We start from the raw sequence: 18,003 nt of genomic DNA, 5'->3' as shown, positions 1-18,003 counted from the left end.
CTACGAAGGAGGCGAGACCATGCCAGGAAAGAAGAACCCCAGCCTGAAGGATCCTGAACTCTACGAGGAACTCCGCGACGAAGGCGCCTCGAAGGAAAAGGCCGCCCGCATTTCCAACGCCGCAGCAAAGGAAGGGCGCGGGAAGGTCGGGAGCAGGGGCGCCAACGCGAAGGACTACGACGAGCGCACTGTCCCGGAACTCAAGGCCCGCGCCAAGGAACTTGGCCTGAAGGGCTATTCTTCCAAGACCAAATCCGAGCTGATCGACGCTCTCCGCAACCACTAACGCTGCAAAGCAACGCAACCACTGACGCAAGGAAACCACCGAGACAACTGAACAGGCCCGCGAAAGCCGCGGACCGCCGTCGGGCAGCAACAAGCTGCACGGCAAAACCCACAGGAAGCGAGAACATCATGGGATTCTTCGGGTTCCTCCTGCTCGGCCTCATTGCCGGAGCCATCGCTAAATTGCTCATCCCCGGAAGGCAGCGGGGCGGTCTGATCATCACGCTCTTGCTTGGCGTGCTCGGCGCCTTGCTGGGTGGCTGGCTTGGCGGACTCTTCTTCGGCGGCGGCCTCGAGGAATTCTTCTCCTGGCGGACGTGGCTGCTCGCGATCGGCGGCTCCGTGCTCGTACTGCTGGTCTACGGGCTGATCACCGGGCGGCGAAGCCATGTCTGAAGACCGGCGGCACCTGCCGCCGGAAGACGAAGAGCGGGGCCGCTACACCGAAGGCGACTACGGAGCGGGCGGTGCCGTCGCCGAAGAAGGAGAGCCCCGGCCCGGCGAGGACGACTACACCGCAGGTGAGTACCCGGCCGACGGGGGGAGCGCCCGGGAGAACGAACCGGCGGGCAACGACCCCGATATCGCGGTCCGGCCGCCGGACGAATAACCCGTCCCATTGCGGCACAAGGAGCCGGCGCGGCTAGGCCGTGCCGGCTCCTTCCAGTCCGGGATCGTGCGCGCTGAACCCTTCCCGCAACGTGACCGTCTCCGGCCCCATCACTTTGATGTCAGCCCAGAGCACAAGGAACGATCCCCGGTGCCACCACTTCAGGAGCTGTGCCCAGGGCCAGGGCCGGTTGACATTGTTGCGCTCGTAACCCATGAACGACCCCGCCGAGTGCGGGCTGACGATCAGGCCCTGCAGGCGTGCCCCTGCGAGCAGCTGCCCGGGAGGCGGCTGGTCGAGGACAAAACGCGCGTCGGCCACGCGCCCCAGATAGGTGGCATCGGGGCCATACACGCGTGAGCCGAGGACATCAGTGAGGATCATGCTTTCCTCCCGGTATCCGTGTGATGATCTTGTCCCGGATCCACCGTTCCACCCAGCTTTCGGCGAGGCTTTCGCTGCGCACGCCCAGCCTGATGGTGACATCGACGGCGGACACGTCCTTCCACGTCAGCCGGATCAGCCGGCTCGACGGCGGCCTCCCGCCGAAGATCCGCGTGCCGAGTACCGGCCCGCTCAGGAGTGCCGAAATGACCGGCGCCGCGGCGCCCGCTGCAATCGGGATGTCCGCTTCGACTCCCTCCAGTTCGAGGTCGTCGACGGTCGTGACAGGCAGGCCGTCGACGTCGATCACCTGCCGGTCCAGCAGGTGGAGCTGGGCATCGAGGACCCTGCCCGAGGTGGGCGGCGCGGGCTCCAGCCGTGCGGGGGTGTGCTGTGGCCTGTTCATGCTCCGGCTCCGGTGATGATCATAAGGGGGATTGCGCAGAGAGACGCCGCGAGGATGATCAACAGGTAGATGTTTGCGGCAACGTTGATCGTGCGGCTGTTGACGTTCGTGCCCATGTATTGCGGGTCATTGGCGACGATCAGGATCGGCAGGTAGGTCAGGGGGAGTGCGACGGCGGAGAAGACCACAGAGTACTCCGTGATCAGGATCGGATCCGCGCCCGTGGCGAGTACAGCCAGCGCCACGAGGAGGCAGACGATCATCGAGAGGTGGAAGCGAGCAGCACGCACCGGGCTGCGGAACTTTCCCCACGACCAGCCGAAGAACTGGGCGAGCGTGTAGCCGCTGGAGAGTGTCGTTTCCAGTGCGGCGCCGAAAGTCGCGGCCAGGATGCCCACGAGCGCGAATGCCAAAGCCAGTTTTCCGCCTGCTTCGGCCACCGGAAGGACGATCTGTGACAGTGAGGTCACCTCGATGCCCGCCGGCAGCAGGACGACGGCGGCGCACCCCGCGATCGCCACGGAGAGCATTCCGCCAAGCGGGAAGCCGGCCAACACGTTGATCCGTGACTGGACGAGGTCCTTGGTTTTCCAACCTTCCTCAACGGCTCCTGAAGAGAAGAAGAACACCTCATAGGGCGTCATTGCCGCACCGAACAGGGCGATGGCATAGAACCAGTACACGGCCGCGTTTTCCGTCTGCGGGACCGCAGGGGCCAGCGCCTGGCCGGCCAGCTGTCCCCAGTCCGGATTCAGCAGGAACAATGCGACGCCGAACACCACCAGGCAGAGGCCGAGCAGTCCGGCCACGTTTTCCATGATCTTGAAGCGGACCCGCCAGATCACGAGCCACACCGCGAACGCCGCCAGCGGAATCCACAGCAGGTGGTGGACGCTCGTAACCAGTTGCAGGGCGAGGGCGATGCCGCCGATCTCGGCCGTCACGGTCATCAGGTTGATGAAGAAGGAAGCGCCAAGATTGGCCAGGCCGGCGCGCGGCCCCAGCCGCTCGCGGATGACTTCGAACGTTGCCCTTCCGGAGACGGCGGCCACCCGGCCGGACATGTCCGCGTACAGGCAAATCCCAATCACGCCCACGCCCACCACCCAGATCAGCGACATTCCGAAACGGGAGCCGACGACGGCGTTCGTCACCAGGTCGCCGATGTCGACGAATCCGCCGATCGCCGTCAGGATCCCGAGGGCAACCCCAAGGAGGCGCTTCACCGTCCGGTCCCCAGCCGTTGGCGCAGCCCCTCGAGTTCCTTCGCCGAAGCTGCCAGCGCGTTGCGTGCGTCCCGCAAGGCGGGTGTGTGCGCGTCACCGGCGGGGGAGTCCTTCGACTCCAAGGCCTGGCGGGCCAGGGCCAAGGCAGTCTCCGCGCGCACCAGTGCATTGATCACCTCGCGGTGCAGGCCGCGCTCCTCGGCCGTGGCAGGCACCTTGTCCAGGAGCCCTTTCCGGGCATCCTCGAGTTCACCTGCCATGTCTTCAAGGCTGGTCCCGACTGCCGGGGTTCCGGCCTGCTCCCGTGCAAGGAGGTCGAGTGAAAGGACGCTGGTGCCGACGGCGGATGAAGCCTGGTTGACGGCGCCGGCCGCCACCTGCTCGAAGGGCGCCGAGCAGGCGATGAGGCCTTGGCTCAAGACGAAGAGCAGGACGGCGGCGGACACAATTCGTCCGCCGGGCCGTCCTGGCGTTGGTGCGGGCAAAGCCGCTTCGGGCAGAGCCGTCTCGGGTTCAGTGGAGCGGTTCAAGGACGTTCCTCAGCTTCCCGGGAACGGATCATGCCGGTCACGTCATGCCGGTCAGGGCGAGGGCTGCGGCAATTCACACCCCGCCTTGGGATTCAATCCGAGGTAGTTCAAGGGGCCGGTCACTATGACCAATGCAATGGTCGCCGCCTGGGAGCAGCGTTCCGGCGGTTCCCTGAAGTATCCCCGCTGGGCTGCCGCGACGATCCCCGAGACCAGCCACAAAATGACCACGATCCCGAGGATGCCGCGGAACGCGCGCACGGCTGCCCCTTAGGGTACCCGGCTGCCCCTGGAGCGGCCGAGGATCCAGCCGAGCACGGCTAGGACCAGCAAGATCAGGCCGACCCAAAGGAGGAAACTGAGGGCCTGGTTGATCCCTCCAACGAGCAACAAAACGATCGCGATGACGCCCGCGATCACCAACAGAGTGTTCATGACGGGTGCTTCCTTTCGTCTGGGGGAACGGCTGCTTGCGTTCCCGGTGAAGCGGATGCTGCAGCTTGCGGTCCTGGCCGGACGTCAGTCCCGCTTGAGCGAGTCCGTGGCGTCCTTCGCCGCGTCCTTGACCTTTTCCCCAGCCTGCTTCACGTTTGCCTTCACCTGATCGGACTTGCCTTCAGCCTCGAGCTGTTCGTTGTCCGTGGCCTGGCCGGTCTTCTCCTTGACCTTGCCGGCTGCCTCTTCAGCGGCGTTCCTGATCTTGTCATCCAGTCCCATGGGGTTCTCTCCTATGGTCTCTTTCAGCAATCGGTGCTTCCTGCACCCAAGAATGATTATAAGCATGCTTAGTAATTAAGCGAAAGGCTGCCGATGTTTCGGGCCGCACCGCGGCAAGGGTGCCGTCAGGAGTCCCGGCGGGGCCGCGGCTCCGGCATCCTGACGCTGCGCCAGGCTATGGCCGCGAGCAGGAGGACCGCGCCCGCGACGGCGGCGGGCAGCCAGTTGCGCTTGTGATTTCGGGTTTTGTGCGATGGACGTGAAGGCATATGTTCTCTCCGAACCGCAGGATAGGTTCAGGGTACGCCGGGATGCCGAACGGTGAAACGCCCCGACGGCGGCAGTCGCCTTGAGCGCAGCAGCAGCTCAGCCGCGGGCTGCAGGCTCCGGGAGCTGCTTTCCGCCGTCGGTCGCGGGATCGTCCGGGCGGCGCCGGCGCCTGCGGGGAGAAGGAACCGTCAGGATGAAGAGACTGCCGGTAATGAGCGCGGCCCCGGTCCACGCCACTGCGGAAAGCTGCTCGCCCACCACCAGCACGGCCAGGACGGCCGCCACCACGATTTCGGACAAGGTCAGCGTCGTGGCGGTGCCGGCGCCGACCCGGGCAAGGCCCCAGCCGAACAGGACATAACCGGCGAACATCGGCACTGCCGCCATGTAGGCGCCGACAGCCAGGTTCTGCCATGAAGACAGGAAGGGCGCGCCGGTGACGGCAAGAACGGGCAGCAACAGCAGGCCTCCCACGCCGAAGACCGAACCCATGGCCGCCGTCGACGGGATCCCCCTGCCAATGAGGCGGTGGGCCGCCCAGGAGTAGACGGCGTAGCTGAGGCCCGCGATCAGCCCGACTCCGATACCGAGGCTCGTAGCCCAGCCGGAGACTTCCGGGCCGGATGCGGAATGAGCGGGGCCGGCGAGGCACAAGAACAGGGCGCCGCACAGGCCGAGCGCGGCGCCGAGGGCCCAGCGCGTGGTGAAGGGACGCTTGTCCATGACGCGTTCGATGACGGCGGACGCGAGGGGAGCGGAGCCCAGCGAAACGACGGTTCCGATCGCCACTCCGGCCAGCCGCATCGAGGAGTAGAAGGCGAGGGGGTAGACCGCGACGGCAATGGCTCCGACGGCGATGACGGGCCAGCTGCCGGCCAGTGCGGAACGGAAGGCGAGGATGGGCCGGGCGGCGATTGCCGCTTGAAGCAGGCCGCCGATGCCCATGGCGGCCGCTCCGATCGCGAAGGAACCAACGCCGGGGGCAAAGCTGGCTGCGGTTCCGGTGGTGCCCCACAGGACGGACGCAAGCAGGATGGCAAGGACTCCCCACCCCCGGCCCGCAATTTGCGTGGCCGCCGTCATGCGCTGACCATATCGGCGGCGAGCCGACGGGCCTCCTGGATGCAATTGTCGCTGCCCTCAAGTCCCGCGCGGGCCATCGCCCCTTCCAGCAGGAACGCCAGGTGGCGCGCCATTGGGGCGACTCGTCCGGCGTCCGGGAGGAGCTCGGCGAGGTGCTCTGAAAGCAGGGCTTCGACCTGTTCCTTATGGCGCCGGACGGCTGCCCGGCCTGGGTCGCCCGCGGGCAGTTCGGCTGCGGCGTTGAGGAGTCCGCAGCCGCGGAACCCATGTTCGTAGGCCATGTCCGCGTGGTCGGCGTACGCATCGAAGACCGCCAGGAGCCGTTCCTTGGGATCGGCCGCGGCGTCGAGCCGTGCGCGGTAGAGCCCCAGCCATTCTTCGTGGCGGGCTTCGAGGTAGGCGCCGACCAGGTCGGCCTTCGAGGCGAAGTTGTTGTAGAGGCTCTTCTTGGCCACGCCGGCTTCCGCAGTGATGGCGTCGATGCCGGTTCCTGCGAGGCCGTCAGCGTAGAAAAGCCGGGCGGCAGCTTGCAGGAGGGCATCGCGCGCCCGCTTGCGGGGCTGTGCTCCCGTTGGAAGATTCGTGGTTCCTGGCATGCCCGGCCCTTTCGGTCAGTAGGTAGACCAGTCTACCTACTGACCGAGGGTGAGTGCCAGCCCAACGCCGGACCCTGCTGCCGGAGCTCCGGGTGCCAGACCAGCGGTTTTCCGTAGGCCCCATGCCATTCCCTCGGCGCCCGCAGGCTCCTACGCTGATGTACGGAGGTGGTTGCTGTGGAGGCATCCCAGGGAGACCGGATCATCATCCGGGGCAGGACCGTAGGATCGACCGATCGTCACGGAGAGATCCTCGAAGTGAAAGGTGAGAACGGGGCTCCGCCCTATTTCGTCCGCTTCGACGACGGGCACGAAACGATTCTCTATCCCGGCGGCGATTTCGCCGTCGAGCGCAAAACAGGCAGTTGACCGTCGCTAGCCGGCCAGGACCGCCGGTTCACGCCCGTACTCTGCGGTGACCATGATCGGCAGGTGATCAGACCTGCCCTGCGGGAGGGTCTCGACCTTGCTGATGTCCAGTCCAAGGGACGTGGCGAAGTCGAAGTGCCCGCGGAAGACCTTGTACCTCAGGTAGGTCTTGCGGTCGCTCAGGGTCACCGAGTAGCCGGAGTTCTTGACGTGCGCATGCAGCTTGTCCGTGAAGAACGGGTAGTTGAAGTCGCCGACCATCAGCGTCATGAGGCTGTCGCCCATGGCCATCAGTTCTGAATGGGCGGCGTGGATCTGCTTGCGACGCAACGAGTTCGACGCCGTCAGCGGGGCCGCGTGGAAGGAACCGACCACCAATTCATGCCCGGTACTGTGGTCGGTCATCCTGGTGCCGAGGAGCCTTTCATGCGCGGGCGCGAGGACGCGGTCGTGAATGGACTTCTGCAGAGCGAAGGACCTGCTCTCCAGCGGGGTGAAGCGTTCGTCGCGGTAGTAGATGGCCAAGCCGAGGCGGTTTCCCTTGGTGGAGTCGGCCAAACGCAGCGGACCCAGCACCGCCGGAAGCTCGGCGGCGTCGCATTCCTGCAGGCACAGCGCATCCAGATCGAACTCGCGGGCAAGCTGGTTCAGCTCATTGCTTGCCCTGTGCTTGCGGAGGTTGTAGCTGATTACCCGGATCAGAAGAGAACCTCCTTGGACTGGCAATAGCGAATTGTCCCTTCGCCCAAGTTAGCAGCTTTCCGCGGCTTAACCCGGGAATCCGAAGCAGGGGAAAAATTCTTCCACTCCCGGCCGGGCCACCTCCACGCAGCGCGATTTCACACGTTCCAGCACCGCATTCGGATCCGTTCCGGAGACCGAATAGGGTCCTGCCTCAACGTGCAGCGTCGCCACGGCGGCCCTGCGGAGGTTGTTATCGGTCGCGCTGACGTTGCCGACGTCCGGGAAGTGGTCGTGGCTGTTTACCGTGCTGTGTTCCAAGGGCCCGACGCCGGTCCACGAGGCGTTGAGGCGGATGGTCACCGGGTTGCCGGCGCCGTCGGTTCCGGGCAGTTCGGCGGCGATGGCCGCCGACTCCAGCCGCGGGTCGGTACTCAGGGGCGCCAAGCTCTGGCCGTCCGCCTGGAACAGCACGGAACCGCCGGGTGCCGCGGCCGCCGCAAGGCCGGCGCAGGCGTCCGAGACGCGCAGGAAGACGCCGGTGAGGCCCTGCTTGTTGACCGGTCCCGGCTGGCTCGCAAAAGCTGAGACACTGGAGGAGAGAAAGATTTCCACCCGCTCGCAGCCGTTTGTCTGGTCCACGTTCGCCGAACCGTGGCTGGAATAGATGGTGTGGTAGATGTTGGGCTGGGCCCCGGCCGGGGGAGCAGTCAGAGGAAGCAAAGCAAGAGCTGCCAGCAAGGCAGCGAGGCGTTTCATGGTGACTCCTTTGTCCTGACACCTCAGGGTAGGCCTGGCCCATGGCGCGGTCAACGGGAATCCAGGGGCGCGGATAGGTGCGCTTGAGTGGCTGGGAGGCCGGAGATGGACGAGATTCTGAAGCTGCCTTTCGGTGCGGCCCTGGCCATCCTGTTCGGCATCGTGATGGTCCGCGTCAACGTCACCTACTGGCTCGGCCGGGGCGCTGCGGCCGGTGTCGAACGGAGCCGTTTCGCAGCCCGCTTCCACACCTCCAAGGCCGCCAAAGCGCAGGGGCTGATCCGGCGCTGGGGACCGTTCGCCGTCGTCCTGTCCTTCCTCACGGTAGGCGTCCAGACGGCCATCAACTTCGCCGCGGGCGCCGCGGTGATGCCCCTGCGCCGTTACCTTCCGGCCGCCGTCGTGGGCTCCGCGGCGTGGGCGCTTCTCTATGCGACGATCGGTTTCGCGGCGATCGACGCTTGGCTGGCCCTCGCGGCCTTCTCGCCCCTCACCGGGCTGCTCCTCCTGGCCCTCGCGTCCGGCGTCGTACTGGTCGTCATTGTGCGACGGCGGCGCCGTGCAGCACTGGCGCCGGATGCCCCCGCCGCAGGGGATACAGTGGTCTGAGTTCCAGCAACGACGAGGATCCGGCAACCGGGCGCTGAAAGGGCATGCGTGAGCACTGAGCTTCCTGAACTGGCGGAAGGCAACTACTACTACGAGACCCTCGGCGGCGGCCGTTACCGTTCAACGATTCACGTCCAAGGGGCCTGGAACCCCCACGAACAACACATGGCACCGGCCTCGGGAATCCTCGCCGAAGCCCTCCTGCGCCACGAACCCCGCGACGACATGCGGATCGCCCGGATCAGCTACGAGATCCTGGGCCTGATTCCCGGCGGGGAATTCTCGATCGCCAGCACCACGCTGCGCCCCGGCCGGACCATCGAACTGATCCAGGCCGAACTCACCGCGGCGGGCCGGACCGCCATCCGCGCCACCGCCTGGCGGATGGCCACCAGCGACACCAGCGCCGTGGCTGCCATCGAAGACGAAACCATGCCCCCGCCCGACGAGTGCAAACCGTGGGACGGTGCCAGCGTGTGGCCGGGCGGCTACATCCGCTCCCTGGAAATGCGCATCGCCGAAGGCCACCGCGCAGGATCCGGCAAGGTCTGGATCCACACCGATGTGCCCCTCACCGACGCCGGGGACAGCCGCGACTTCGCCCGCCTCATCGGCCTCGTGGACACCGCCAACGGGATCGCCGCACGTGTCTCGCCCGGCAAGAACAGCTACCTGTTCCCGAACCTCGACCTGCAGATCCACATGTACCGGGAACCCGTGGGGGACTGGCTCGGACTGGACAACAAAGTGTCCTTCGGCGCGGACGGGATCGGATTGACGTCCACCGTGCTCCATGACCTCGACGGACCCTTCGGCAGGGCCGAACAGATCCTCACCCTGAGGCGCAGCTGATGGCCGCCCCGGCAACCGGCCAGGCCGGAACACTGACCGTGATGCGGCAGGGCGAATCCCTCGGCGCGGCCGAGGACCTCGATTTCGGCATTGAGCTGCTGAACCGCGCCCGACGCGGGGAGCTGGAGCCGACCCTCCGTCTGTACCGCCCGGAACCGACAGTCGCCTTCGGGCAGCGGGACGCCAAACTGCCCGGTTTCGATGCCGCCGCGCAGGCTTGCCGGAAGCTTGGCTTCGAGCCGCTGGTGCGCAAGGCCGGCGGCCGGGCCGCGGCCTACCACCGGGGCACCCTCGTGGTGGACCACGTGGAGCCGCACCATGACGCGATCGCCGGCGCGAAGGCGCGGTTCGGGTACTTCGGGGAGATGCTCGCAGCTGCGCTGCGCAGCGTAGGGGTCCATGCCGCCGTCGGCGAAATCCCCGGGGAGTACTGCCCCGGCGAGTTCAGCGTGCACGGCGTCGACCCGGAGTTTCCGGCGCACCGGGTCAAGCTGGTCGGCACCGCGCAGCGCGTGGTTTCCGGCGCGTGGCTGTTCAGCTCCGTGGTGGTGGTCCAGGACTCCGCGCCGATCCGGGAGGTCCTGACGGCGAGCTATGAGGCGCTCGGCCTCGACTGGGATCCGGCCACCGCGGGCGCCGCGGACGACCTCCTGCCCGGGGTGGATGTCCCCGCCATCGAGGACGCCATCATCAAGGTCTACGCGGAGCACGCGGAACTGCGCGACGGCCACTTCCGGACGCTGCTGGGCTGACGCGGCACCCGGCCACGGGGCCCGGCCCGGACCGTTGTCGCACGCCGGTACCGGGTCTAGGCTTGGTGCGGAACGAGCGATTCCCTTGTTCTTCCCGGCGAGGGAGGTGGTGCACCGGTGGAACGGAAAGCACCGGAAGTCCAGGATTCTGACGCGCTGCTCGCTGTTGCCGCTCCGGAGCGTTCGGCAGCAGGGCTACACAGCATCGCCGAGACGGTGCACCGTGCCGCGGGCGAAATGGGCGTCGGCCGCGCCTGGAAGGCGCTGCGGGCCGTCAACCAGAAGGACGGCTATGACTGCATGGGCTGCGCCTGGCCGGATCCGGCGCACCGGAAGGCAGCCGAATTCTGCGAAAACGGCGCCAAAGCCGTCGGCTGGGAGGCCGGTATGCTCACCGTCCCCACGGCCTTCTGGGCGTTGAACGACGTCGGATCCCTCGCCTCCCGCACGGAGTACTGGCTCGGACAGCAGGGCCGGTTGACGGAGCCCGTCTACAAGCCGGAAGGCTCCGACCACTACCGCCCCGTCACGTGGGACGAGGCGTTCCGGATCATCGCCCGCGAACTGAATGGCCTGGATTACCCCAACGAAGCAGCCTTCTACACGAGCGGCCGCACCAGCAACGAAGCCGCCTTCGTCTACCAGCTCTTCGCCCGCTCCTTCGGCACCAACAACCTGCCGGACTGCTCCAACATGTGCCATGAATCGTCCGGCCTGGCGATGACGGAGACCATCGGGGTCGGCAAATCCGCGGTCAGCTACACCGACTTCGCCAAATCCGAGCTGATCATCGTCATGGGACAGAACCCGGGAACCTGCCACCCCCGGATGCTTACTGCCTTGGAGGAGGCAAAACAGGCCGGCGCTGCGATTGTGGCCGTCAATCCGCTCCCGGAGGCCGGGCTGATCAACTTCAGGAACCCGCAGACCGTGCGCGGGCTGGTGGGCCGCGGGACCGACCTCGCCGACCAGTTCCTGCAGATCCGGCTCGCGGGCGACATGGCCCTGCTGCAGGCGCTTTCCAAGAAGGTCTTCGACGCCGAAAAGGCCGCCCCCGGAACTGTCCTCGACCACGATTTCATCGGGAAGCATTGCCAGGGGCTGGACGCATTCAGGGCGCACCTGGACAACCTCGATGAGCGGGAAGTGCTGGCGGCGACCGGCCTCAACCCCGCCGAGATCGACGAACTCGCCCAGCGGTACCTGAACGCCCGTCGCGTCATCGTCACCTGGGCCATGGGGCTGACCCAGCACCGCAAGGCCGTGGCCACGATCAAGGAGATCATCAACCTGCTGCTCCTGCGCGGAAACATCGGCAAGGCAGGCGCGGGGCCGTCGCCCATCCGGGGACACAGCAACGTCCAGGGCGACCGGACGATGGGCATCTGGGAGAAGATGCCGCCCTGGTTCCTGGATGCGCTGCAGCGCGAGTTCGCCTTCGAGCCGCCCCGCACGGACGGCGTCGACGCGGTGGACAGCATCAGGGGCATGCGGGACGGCGGCATTAAGGTCCTCATCGCGCTCGGCGGCAACCTGGTACACGCCATCTCCGACACCGAATCCGCCGAAGCCGCGGTGCGCAGGACCCGGCTCACCGTGCAGATCTCCACCAAGCTCAACCGCTCACATGCCGTGACCGGTGCGCAGGCCCTGATCCTGCCAACCCTGGGCCGCACCGAGATCGACAGGCAGGCCTCGGGGGCGCAGTTCGTCACCGTGGAGGACACGGTATGTGCGGTGCACCGTTCGGAAGGGAACCTGGAGCCTGTCCCGGCCAACGCCAGGTCCGAAGTGGCGATCGTGTGCGGGCTGGCGCGGGCCGTCCTCGGCAGCAAGGTCCCCGTGGACTGGGAGGGCCTCACAGCGAACTACGACCGTATCCGGGACCACATTTCGCATGTCGTACCGGGCTTCGAAAACTTCAACGCCCGGACGCGGGCCCAGGACGGCTTCGTCCTGCCGCACGGGCCGCGGGACTCCCGGACCTTCCCCACTGCGAGCGGCAAAGCCATGTTCACGGTGAACGAACTCGAGACCATCCACCTACCGGCCGGGCGCCTGCTTTTGCAGACCGTCCGTTCCCATGACCAGTTCAACACCACCACGTACAGCATGAACGACAGGTACAGGGGCGTGAAGAAGGGAAGGCTGGTGCTGTTCGTCCATCCGCAGGACCTCGCGGATCTTGGACTCGCCGACGGAGGCTACGTGGACGTCCACAGCGAAGCGGCCGACGGCGTCGACCGGGTCTTGCGGCAGCTGCGCCTGATTGCCTACCCCAGCGCGCGCGGATGCGCGACTGCGTACTACCCTGAGGCGAATGTCCTGGTGCCGCTGGACTCGACGGCCGAGGGAAGCAACACCCCGGCGTCGAAGTCGGTGATCATCCGGCTGGAGCCGGCCGCCGCCCCGGCAGTGCCCGAACAAGAACGCGCCGGGACGGCAGGACCCGCTTAGGACTGCCTAGGCTGCGAGGCGCTCGACGATCTCGGCAGCGGACGGGTTGGTGGCAGCGGAGCCGTCCGGGAACAGGACCGTGGGGACGGTGCGGTTGCCGCCGTTGATCTGCTCCACGATTTCGGCAGTGCCGTCGACTTCTTCGATGTTGATTTCGGTGTAGCCGATGCCTTGGACGTCCAGCTGCTTCTTCAGCCGCTTGCAGTAGCCGCACCACGTGGTGGAAAACATGGTGATGGTGCCGGAATCGGGGGTGAAGTCCACAGAGTGCTCCTGTCGCCGTTTTGTTATGAACCAGTCGGAACAACGGTACCCCGGGACAGGCTATTCCCCTGCGCAACGGAAGGCGCCGGACGTCACATGACGCCCGGCGCAGCAGGTCCGGCGGTTCAGAGGCTTTCGGTGACGGGAACGCCGGACTGGAACTCCCGGCCGTCCGCTTCGCTGAACGCGGTCATCACGTGGCCTTCGCCCAGGCCGTTGATGGCCGAAAGGGGGAAGTTGGCAGTGATGGTGTTGCTGGTGTGCGCAACGTCCTTGAGGTCGTAGTTTTCCTCGGTGCCCTGGTCGTGGTTGAAGGCGAAGAACGCGATCGCTTCGCCGTTCATGAATTCGACGCCGAGCCTGCGTTGCGAGGAGTAATCCGGGCTGGCGGCCATGAGGCCCACTACATAGGCGCCCGAGCCGGGAATACTGCCGTCTATCTCAAAACGGGCCACCAGCGTGGCCTCGGTTGCCGTGATGCTTGCCTGCTTCAGGAATGCGTCGTGGGTACTCATGCCACAATCCTGCTCCCCGGCCTCCCCGCCGTCCACCCCTAAAAGCGTTCCGGATCCGGTTTCCGGCAGCCCGTCCGGACCTTCGGCCAGGGCCCGCGCGGCAGCTTTGGAGGCCCTCGGCCGAACCGATACGATGGACGGTGGCTGGCTGTGGTCCCCGTACGCCACAAGCTATGAAGCCTCAACAATGAATAGGAGACCCCCGTGTCAGATGCCCAGCAGATCACCCTCATCGTCGATGGCGAAGAGACCAAGGTGACGGAGGGGACTACCGGGGCGGAACTCTTCTTCGAGCGGCGCGAGGTGGTCGTCGCCCGGGTGAACGGCGAACTCAAGGACCTGGACCAGGTGCTGCCCGAAGGCGCAGACATCGAAGGCGTCACCATCGACTCCCCGGACGGGCTCAACGTCCTCCGGCACTCCACCGCCCACGTCATGGCACAGGCCGTGCAGCAGCTGCGCCCCGATGCGAAGCTCGGCATCGGCCCGTACATCACCGACGGTTTCTACTTCGACTTCGACGTTGCCGAGCCCTTCACCCCGGAGGACCTGCGCACCCTCGAAAAGATGATGCAGAAGATCATCAACCAGAACCAGAAGTTCGTGCGCCGCGTGGTCGACGAAGACGAAGCCCGCGAAGCGATGAGGAACGAGCCCTACAAGCTCGAACTGCTCGGCAAGAAGAATGACGCCTCCGACGCCGGCGAGGGCGTCAACGTCGAGGTCGGTGCCGGAGACATCACCATCTACGACAACGTGGACCGCAAGAGCGGCGACACCGTGTGGTGCGATCTCTGCCGCGGCCCGCACCTGCCCAACACCAAGCTGATCTCGAATGCCTTCGCGCTCACCCGCTCCTCGGCGGCCTACTGGCTGGGCAACCAGAACAACCAGCAGCTGCAGCGCATCTACGGTACCGCCTGGCCCACCAAGGACGCCCTCAAGGCCTACCAGGAGCGCATCGCCGAGGCCGAGCGCCGCGACCACCGCAAGCTCGGCGCCGAACTGGACCTGTTCTCCTTCCCGGACGAACTGGGCTCCGGCCTGCCCGTGTTCCACCCCAAGGGCGGCATCATCCGCAAGGCCATGGAGGACTACTCCCGCCAGCGCCACGTGGACGCCGGGTACGAGTTCGTCTACACCCCGCACATCACCAAGGGCCACCTCTACGAGGTTTCCGGACACCTCGACTGGTACCGCGACGGCATGTTCCCCGCGATGCACATCGACGCCGAGCTCAACGAGGACGGCACCGTGCGCAAGCCCGGCCAGGACTACTACCTGAAGCCGATGAACTGCCCCATGCACAACCTCATCTTCCGCTCGCGCGGACGGTCCTACCGTGAACTGCCGCTGCGGCTCTTCGAGTTCGGTTCCGTCTACCGCTACGAGAAGTCCGGCGTGGTGCACGGCCTGACCCGTGTCCGTGGCATGACACAGGACGACGCCCACATCTACTGCACCAAAGAGCAGATGAAGGACGAGCTCACCTCCACCCTGAACTTCGTCCTGGGGCTCCTGAAGGACTACGGGCTGGACGACTTCTACCTGGAGCTGTCCACCAAGAATGAGGACAAGTTCGTCGGTGACGACGCCATCTGGGAAGAGGCGACGCGCACCCTGGCCGAGGTGGCCGAGGCCTCCGGGCTGGAACTGGTCCCGGATCCGGGCGGAGCGGCGTTCTACGGCCCGAAGATCTCCGTGCAGGCGAAGGACGCGCTGGGCCGGACCTGGCAGATGTCCACCATCCAGCTGGACTTCAACCTGCCCGAGCGCTTCGAACTCGAGTACCAGGCCGCCGACGGCACCCGCCAGCGCCCCGTCATGATCCACCGCGCCCTTTTCGGTTCGGTGGAGCGCTTCATGGGCGTGCTCACCGAGCACTACGCGGGTGCCTTCCCGGCCTGGCTCGCGCCGGTCCAGGTTGTCGGCATTCCGGTCGCCGAGGCGTTCAACGACTACATGTTCGACGTCGTGGACCAGCTCAAGGCCGCCGGCATCCGTGCCGAAGTGGACATTTCCTCGGACCGCTTCCCGAAGAAGATCCGCACCGCCAGCAAGGACAAGATCCCCTTCGTCCTGATCGCTGGCGGCGAGGATGCCGAAGCCGGGGCCGTGTCGTTCCGTTTCCGTGACGGCAGCCAGGACAACGGCGTGCCGGTCGCCGAAGCCGTCCGCCGGATCGTCGACGCCGTCAAGAACCGCGAGAGCTGACGGGCAGCCAGCGTCCACGTCAGGAGAACAGTGCAGGAGGACACAGGCGTGAGCCTTGAATACCCCGGCGATGCCGAAGTTACCGATGACTTCGGCCTGGCAGGCGTTCCCGACGCCTTCCAGCGCCTGTGGACTCCGCACCGCATGGCCTACATCAAGGGCGGCCAGCAGCAGTTCAAGAACCAGGACGACTGCCCCTTCTGCGTGGCGCCGTCCCGCAGCGACGAAGAGTCGCTGATCGTGTACCGGGGCAGGACCTGCTTCGTGGTGCTCAACCTCTTCCCGTACAACCCCGGACACCTGTTGGTCTGCCCCTACCGCCATGTGCCCGACTACACGGACATCACGGCCGAGGAAACCGCCGAGATGTCTGAACTGACGCAGACCGCGATGCGGGTCCTGCGGAAAGTGGCCAACCCCAGCGGCTTCAACCTGGGAATGAACCAAGGGGTTACGGGCGGTGCCGGAATCGCGGCCCACCTGCACCAGCACGTGGTTCCGCGCTGGGGCGGGGACGGCAACTTCTTCCCGATCATCGCCCAGACCAAGGCCATCACCCAGACGCTCGACGAAGTCAGGCAGCAGGTGGCCGACGCCTGGCCGGGGGAGACGGATGCTCAATAGGCACGCCCGCGGTTTCTTCACCGCGCTCTTCGCGCCCATAGCCCGCTTCCTCCTCAGCCGCGGTGTCTCCCCGGACACCGTGACAATCGTCGGTACCGCCGGCGTCGTGCTGGGCGCCCTGGCGCTCTATCCGATCGGTGAGCTCTGGTGGGGCTCCCTGCTGATCGCAGTCTTCGCGCTGTCCGACGTCGTGGACGGCATCATGGCCCGCCAGTTGCGCCGCAGCGGCAGCTGGGGGAACTTCCTCGACTCCACCCTGGACCGCATCGCCGACGGCGCGATCTTCGCCGGCGTCTCGATCTGGTTCTTCACCGGCGGCGCCGACCGGCCCATCGCGCTGGCGTCCCTTGCCTGCCTGGTGCTCGGCATGGTGGTTTCCTACGCCCGGGCGAAGGCGGAGTCCCTCGGCTTCCACGCCAACGTGGGCATCGCCGAGCGCGCCGAACGGCTCATCTCGGTCCTCCTGGTCACCGGCCTTACCGGGCTCGGGCTGCCGCCGGTGGTCCTGTTCGTCACGCTCGTGGCCCTCGCCGTCGCCACCGCCGTCACCGTTGTGCAGCGCATGGCGGCCGTCCGCCGCCAGTCACTGGCAGCGGTCGACGGCGGCGCCTCCGCCTGAGCGGACCCCACCGGCCGCCCCGGAACAGCAGGCCGTTGCCTGCTTTTCCGGCGCCGGGTCACGAAGTGCAAGCGCCCTGCCGCAGGGGACTAGTATGGAAGTACTTGGTCAATACGACCTGGAAATCCGGCGCGCGTGAGTGGTTCCCGTCTGCATGTGCCCGGGCAGAAGGTCTTCTATCTACCCATAGGGGTTTTTGTGTCTACACCAGATGTAAGCAACGAAGCCGGCTCGTCCGCAGCGTCCGTGACGGGCAGCAGCCGCGTTAAGCGGGGCATGGCTGAGATGCTCAAGGGCGGCGTCATCATGGACGTTGTCAACGTCGAGCAGGCCCGCATCGCCGAGGATGCCGGTGCCGTGGCTGTCATGGCCCTCGAGCGTGTTCCCGCTGACATCCGCGCCCAGGGCGGCGTGTCCCGCATGTCCGATCCGGACATGATCGATCAGATCATCGAAGCCGTGTCCATCCCGGTGATGGCCAAGGCCCGCATCGGCCACTTCGTCGAAGCCCAGGTCCTGCAGTCCCTGGGTGTGGACTACATCGACGAGTCCGAGGTCCTGACCCCGGCCGACTACGTCAACCACATCGACAAGTGGAACTTCACCGTTCCCTTCGTCTGCGGTGCCACCAACCTCGGTGAGGCCCTGCGCCGCATCAACGAAGGCGCGGCCATGATCCGCTCCAAGGGCGAGGCCGGCACCGGCGACGTCTCCAACGCCACGGGCCACATGCGCCAGATCCGCGCCGAGATCGCCAAGCTCTCGGCCCTGCCCGAGGACGAGCTGTACGTCGCGGCCAAGGAACTGCAGGCCCCGTACGAACTGGTCAAGGAAGTCGCCGCCACCGGCAAGCTCCCGGTGGTGCTCTTCACCGCCGGCGGCATCGCCACCCCGGCCGACGCCGCCATGATGATGCAGCTGGGCGCGGACGGCGTGTTTGTCGGCTCCGGTATCTTCAAGTCCGGCAACCCGGCCCAGCGCGCCGCCGCCGTCGTGAAGGCCACCACCTTCTACGACGACCCGGACGTCATCGCCAAGGTCTCCCGTGGCCTGGGCGAAGCCATGGTCGGCATCAACGTCGACGAGATCCCGCAGCCGCACCGCCTCGCAGAGCGCGGCTGGTAAGCCTGCGGCACTGAATTACGACGGCGGCCGGTCACCTTCCCGCGAAGGTGACCGGC

Annotated in this window: 25 protein-coding genes; 13 read left to right on the top strand and 12 right to left on the bottom strand. The window is 66.5% G+C overall.

What is annotated here, in order from left to right; all coding sequences use genetic code 11:
- Positions 1–19: 19 nt before the first annotated feature.
- The 3 genes from D3654_RS13145 to D3654_RS13135 all read left to right on the top strand — a co-directional run bounded on the left by D3654_RS13145 (position 20) and on the right by D3654_RS13135 (position 895).
- On the top strand, positions 20–286 hold the full coding sequence (locus D3654_RS13145) for a DUF7218 family protein (protein ID WP_120521944.1): 267 nt from the start codon (positions 20–22) through the stop codon (positions 284–286).
- 128 nt (positions 287–414) lie between these two features.
- Positions 415–681, top strand: a complete 267-nt coding sequence (locus tag D3654_RS13140) for a GlsB/YeaQ/YmgE family stress response membrane protein (protein ID WP_120521943.1) — start codon at positions 415–417, stop codon at positions 679–681.
- Positions 674–895 carry a hypothetical protein gene (locus D3654_RS13135; protein WP_120521942.1) on the top strand — a complete coding sequence of 74 codons (222 nt, stop codon included), beginning with the start codon at positions 674–676 and terminating at the stop codon, positions 893–895. The genes D3654_RS13140 and D3654_RS13135 overlap by 8 nt, the downstream gene beginning before the upstream one ends.
- Before the next feature lie 33 nt (positions 896–928).
- Here the strand turns inward: D3654_RS13135 and D3654_RS13130 are convergent, their stop codons facing one another.
- The 4 genes from D3654_RS13130 to D3654_RS13115 are packed head-to-tail and all read right to left on the bottom strand — an operon-like array spanning position 929 to position 3,441.
- Complete coding sequence (locus D3654_RS13130; RefSeq protein WP_120521941.1) at positions 929–1,279, bottom strand: PRC-barrel domain-containing protein; 351 nt, start codon at positions 1,277–1,279, stop codon at positions 929–931.
- Positions 1,266–1,685 (bottom strand): hypothetical protein, encoded by a 420-nt coding sequence (locus D3654_RS13125; protein WP_120521940.1) that lies wholly within the window; start codon positions 1,683–1,685, stop codon positions 1,266–1,268. The genes D3654_RS13130 and D3654_RS13125 overlap by 14 nt, the downstream gene beginning before the upstream one ends.
- Complete coding sequence (locus D3654_RS13120; RefSeq protein WP_120521939.1) at positions 1,682–2,911, bottom strand: NRAMP family divalent metal transporter; 1,230 nt, start codon at positions 2,909–2,911, stop codon at positions 1,682–1,684. The genes D3654_RS13125 and D3654_RS13120 overlap by 4 nt, the downstream gene beginning before the upstream one ends.
- Positions 2,908–3,441 (bottom strand): hypothetical protein, encoded by a 534-nt coding sequence (locus D3654_RS13115; protein WP_162943732.1) that lies wholly within the window; start codon positions 3,439–3,441, stop codon positions 2,908–2,910. The genes D3654_RS13120 and D3654_RS13115 overlap by 4 nt, the downstream gene beginning before the upstream one ends.
- Positions 3,442–3,565: 124 nt before the next feature.
- On the opposite strand from D3654_RS13115, the gene D3654_RS20660 reads away from it, so the two are divergent.
- Positions 3,566–3,715 (top strand): hypothetical protein, encoded by a 150-nt coding sequence (locus D3654_RS20660; protein ID WP_205571801.1) that lies wholly within the window; start codon positions 3,566–3,568, stop codon positions 3,713–3,715.
- Here D3654_RS20660 and D3654_RS20505 read toward each other — a convergent pair.
- From D3654_RS20505 to D3654_RS13095, 4 genes are all read right to left on the bottom strand, one after another.
- Positions 3,712–3,876: a DUF4175 domain-containing protein gene (locus D3654_RS20505; RefSeq protein WP_136017942.1), complete on the bottom strand. Its 165-nt coding sequence runs from the start codon at positions 3,874–3,876 to the stop codon at positions 3,712–3,714. The genes D3654_RS20660 and D3654_RS20505 overlap by 4 nt on opposite strands.
- An 84-nt stretch (positions 3,877–3,960) precedes the next feature.
- On the bottom strand, positions 3,961–4,158 hold the full coding sequence (locus D3654_RS13105; RefSeq protein WP_120521936.1) for a CsbD family protein: 198 nt from the start codon (positions 4,156–4,158) through the stop codon (positions 3,961–3,963).
- A gap of 366 nt (positions 4,159–4,524) precedes the next feature.
- Positions 4,525–5,511, bottom strand: a complete 987-nt coding sequence (locus D3654_RS13100) for a DMT family transporter (protein ID WP_205571800.1) — start codon at positions 5,509–5,511, stop codon at positions 4,525–4,527.
- Positions 5,508–6,107 (bottom strand): TetR/AcrR family transcriptional regulator, encoded by a 600-nt coding sequence (locus D3654_RS13095; protein ID WP_120521935.1) that lies wholly within the window; start codon positions 6,105–6,107, stop codon positions 5,508–5,510. Before D3654_RS13095 ends, D3654_RS13100 begins: the two co-directional genes overlap by 4 nt.
- A 177-nt stretch (positions 6,108–6,284) precedes the next feature.
- On the opposite strand from D3654_RS13095, the gene D3654_RS13090 reads away from it, so the two are divergent.
- Positions 6,285–6,476: a DUF1918 domain-containing protein gene (locus tag D3654_RS13090; RefSeq protein ID WP_120521934.1), complete on the top strand. Its 192-nt coding sequence runs from the start codon at positions 6,285–6,287 to the stop codon at positions 6,474–6,476.
- A 6-nt stretch (positions 6,477–6,482) separates the two neighbouring features.
- Here the strand turns inward: D3654_RS13090 and D3654_RS13085 are convergent, their stop codons facing one another.
- Together D3654_RS13085 and D3654_RS13080 are read right to left on the bottom strand one after the other, a co-directional pair.
- A complete protein-coding gene (locus D3654_RS13085) occupies positions 6,483–7,175 on the bottom strand; it encodes an endonuclease/exonuclease/phosphatase family protein (protein WP_120521952.1) in 693 nt (230 codons plus the stop codon).
- A gap of 69 nt (positions 7,176–7,244) precedes the next feature.
- Positions 7,245–7,916, bottom strand: coding sequence for a hypothetical protein (locus D3654_RS13080; protein WP_120521933.1), 672 nt, complete (start codon positions 7,914–7,916; stop codon positions 7,245–7,247).
- Positions 7,917–8,021: 105 nt separating this feature from the next.
- On the opposite strand from D3654_RS13080, the gene D3654_RS13075 reads away from it, so the two are divergent.
- The 4 genes from D3654_RS13075 (at position 8,022) to D3654_RS13060 (ending at position 12,586) form a co-directional block, all read left to right on the top strand.
- Positions 8,022–8,525, top strand: coding sequence for a DedA family protein (locus tag D3654_RS13075; RefSeq protein ID WP_120521932.1), 504 nt, complete (start codon positions 8,022–8,024; stop codon positions 8,523–8,525).
- 48 nt (positions 8,526–8,573) lie between these two features.
- Positions 8,574–9,377 carry a thioesterase family protein gene (locus D3654_RS13070; protein ID WP_120521931.1) on the top strand — a complete coding sequence of 268 codons (804 nt, stop codon included), beginning with the start codon at positions 8,574–8,576 and terminating at the stop codon, positions 9,375–9,377.
- Positions 9,377–10,129 carry a lipoate--protein ligase family protein gene (locus D3654_RS13065; RefSeq protein WP_120521930.1) on the top strand — a complete coding sequence of 251 codons (753 nt, stop codon included), beginning with the start codon at positions 9,377–9,379 and terminating at the stop codon, positions 10,127–10,129. Before D3654_RS13070 ends, D3654_RS13065 begins: the two co-directional genes overlap by 1 nt.
- Positions 10,130–10,246: 117 nt before the next feature.
- Positions 10,247–12,586, top strand: coding sequence for an FdhF/YdeP family oxidoreductase (locus D3654_RS13060; RefSeq protein ID WP_120521929.1), 2,340 nt, complete (start codon positions 10,247–10,249; stop codon positions 12,584–12,586).
- A gap of 6 nt (positions 12,587–12,592) precedes the next feature.
- Here D3654_RS13060 and D3654_RS13055 read toward each other — a convergent pair whose 3' ends face one another.
- Both D3654_RS13055 and D3654_RS13050 read right to left on the bottom strand, forming a co-directional pair.
- Complete coding sequence (locus D3654_RS13055) at positions 12,593–12,850, bottom strand: mycoredoxin (RefSeq protein ID WP_115790521.1); 258 nt, start codon at positions 12,848–12,850, stop codon at positions 12,593–12,595.
- A gap of 125 nt (positions 12,851–12,975) precedes the next feature.
- The gene (locus D3654_RS13050; protein WP_120521928.1) at positions 12,976–13,365 is read right to left on the bottom strand and encodes a hypothetical protein; all 390 of its coding nucleotides are present in this window, start codon (positions 13,363–13,365) and stop codon (positions 12,976–12,978) included.
- A 204-nt stretch (positions 13,366–13,569) separates the two neighbouring features.
- Between D3654_RS13050 and thrS the strand changes: the two genes are divergently transcribed.
- The 4 genes from thrS to pdxS all read left to right on the top strand — a co-directional run bounded on the left by thrS (position 13,570) and on the right by pdxS (position 17,947).
- Entirely contained in the window at positions 13,570–15,579 is a 2,010-nt protein-coding gene (gene thrS / locus D3654_RS13045) for a threonine--tRNA ligase (protein WP_120521927.1), read from the top strand.
- 48 nt (positions 15,580–15,627) lie between these two features.
- Entirely contained in the window at positions 15,628–16,203 is a 576-nt protein-coding gene (locus D3654_RS13040; RefSeq protein WP_425359416.1) for an HIT family protein, read from the top strand.
- Positions 16,193–16,822, top strand: coding sequence for a phosphatidylinositol phosphate synthase (gene pgsA, locus D3654_RS13035; RefSeq protein WP_120521925.1), 630 nt, complete (start codon positions 16,193–16,195; stop codon positions 16,820–16,822). The genes D3654_RS13040 and pgsA overlap by 11 nt, the downstream gene beginning before the upstream one ends.
- Positions 16,823–17,020: 198 nt before the next feature.
- Positions 17,021–17,947 (top strand): pyridoxal 5'-phosphate synthase lyase subunit PdxS, encoded by a 927-nt coding sequence (pdxS, locus tag D3654_RS13030; RefSeq protein WP_120521924.1) that lies wholly within the window; start codon positions 17,021–17,023, stop codon positions 17,945–17,947.
- The last annotated feature ends 56 nt before the right edge of the window (positions 17,948–18,003 follow it).

It is taken from the genome of Arthrobacter celericrescens, from assembly GCF_003614925.1.
In the GTDB taxonomy this organism is placed as follows: domain Bacteria; phylum Actinomycetota; class Actinomycetes; order Actinomycetales; family Micrococcaceae; genus Arthrobacter; species Arthrobacter celericrescens.
This window is presented reverse-complemented; position numbering and strand designations above follow the sequence as displayed.

Coding starts and splice junctions, on each gene's coding strand:
- D3654_RS13075 (WP_120521932.1), top strand. CDS start 8,022: ATGGACGAGATTCTGAAGCTGCCTTTCGGTGCGGCCCTGGCCATCCTG.
- D3654_RS13050 (WP_120521928.1), bottom strand. CDS start 13,365: ATGAGTACCCACGACGCATTCCTGAAGCAGGCAAGCATCACGGCAACC.
- D3654_RS20505 (WP_136017942.1), bottom strand. CDS start 3,876: ATGAACACTCTGTTGGTGATCGCGGGCGTCATCGCGATCGTTTTGTTG.
- D3654_RS13080 (WP_120521933.1), bottom strand. CDS start 7,916: ATGAAACGCCTCGCTGCCTTGCTGGCAGCTCTTGCTTTGCTTCCTCTG.
- D3654_RS20660 (WP_205571801.1), top strand. CDS start 3,566: ATGACCAATGCAATGGTCGCCGCCTGGGAGCAGCGTTCCGGCGGTTCC.
- D3654_RS13105 (WP_120521936.1), bottom strand. CDS start 4,158: ATGGGACTGGATGACAAGATCAGGAACGCCGCTGAAGAGGCAGCCGGC.
- D3654_RS13135 (WP_120521942.1), top strand. CDS start 674: ATGTCTGAAGACCGGCGGCACCTGCCGCCGGAAGACGAAGAGCGGGGC.
- D3654_RS13130 (WP_120521941.1), bottom strand. CDS start 1,279: ATGATCCTCACTGATGTCCTCGGCTCACGCGTGTATGGCCCCGATGCC.
- D3654_RS13145 (WP_120521944.1), top strand. CDS start 20: ATGCCAGGAAAGAAGAACCCCAGCCTGAAGGATCCTGAACTCTACGAG.
- pgsA (WP_120521925.1), top strand. CDS start 16,193: ATGCTCAATAGGCACGCCCGCGGTTTCTTCACCGCGCTCTTCGCGCCC.
- D3654_RS13125 (WP_120521940.1), bottom strand. CDS start 1,685: ATGAACAGGCCACAGCACACCCCCGCACGGCTGGAGCCCGCGCCGCCC.
- D3654_RS13100 (WP_205571800.1), bottom strand. CDS start 5,511: ATGACGGCGGCCACGCAAATTGCGGGCCGGGGGTGGGGAGTCCTTGCC.
- D3654_RS13065 (WP_120521930.1), top strand. CDS start 9,377: ATGGCCGCCCCGGCAACCGGCCAGGCCGGAACACTGACCGTGATGCGG.
- D3654_RS13095 (WP_120521935.1), bottom strand. CDS start 6,107: ATGCCAGGAACCACGAATCTTCCAACGGGAGCACAGCCCCGCAAGCGG.
- D3654_RS13140 (WP_120521943.1), top strand. CDS start 415: ATGGGATTCTTCGGGTTCCTCCTGCTCGGCCTCATTGCCGGAGCCATC.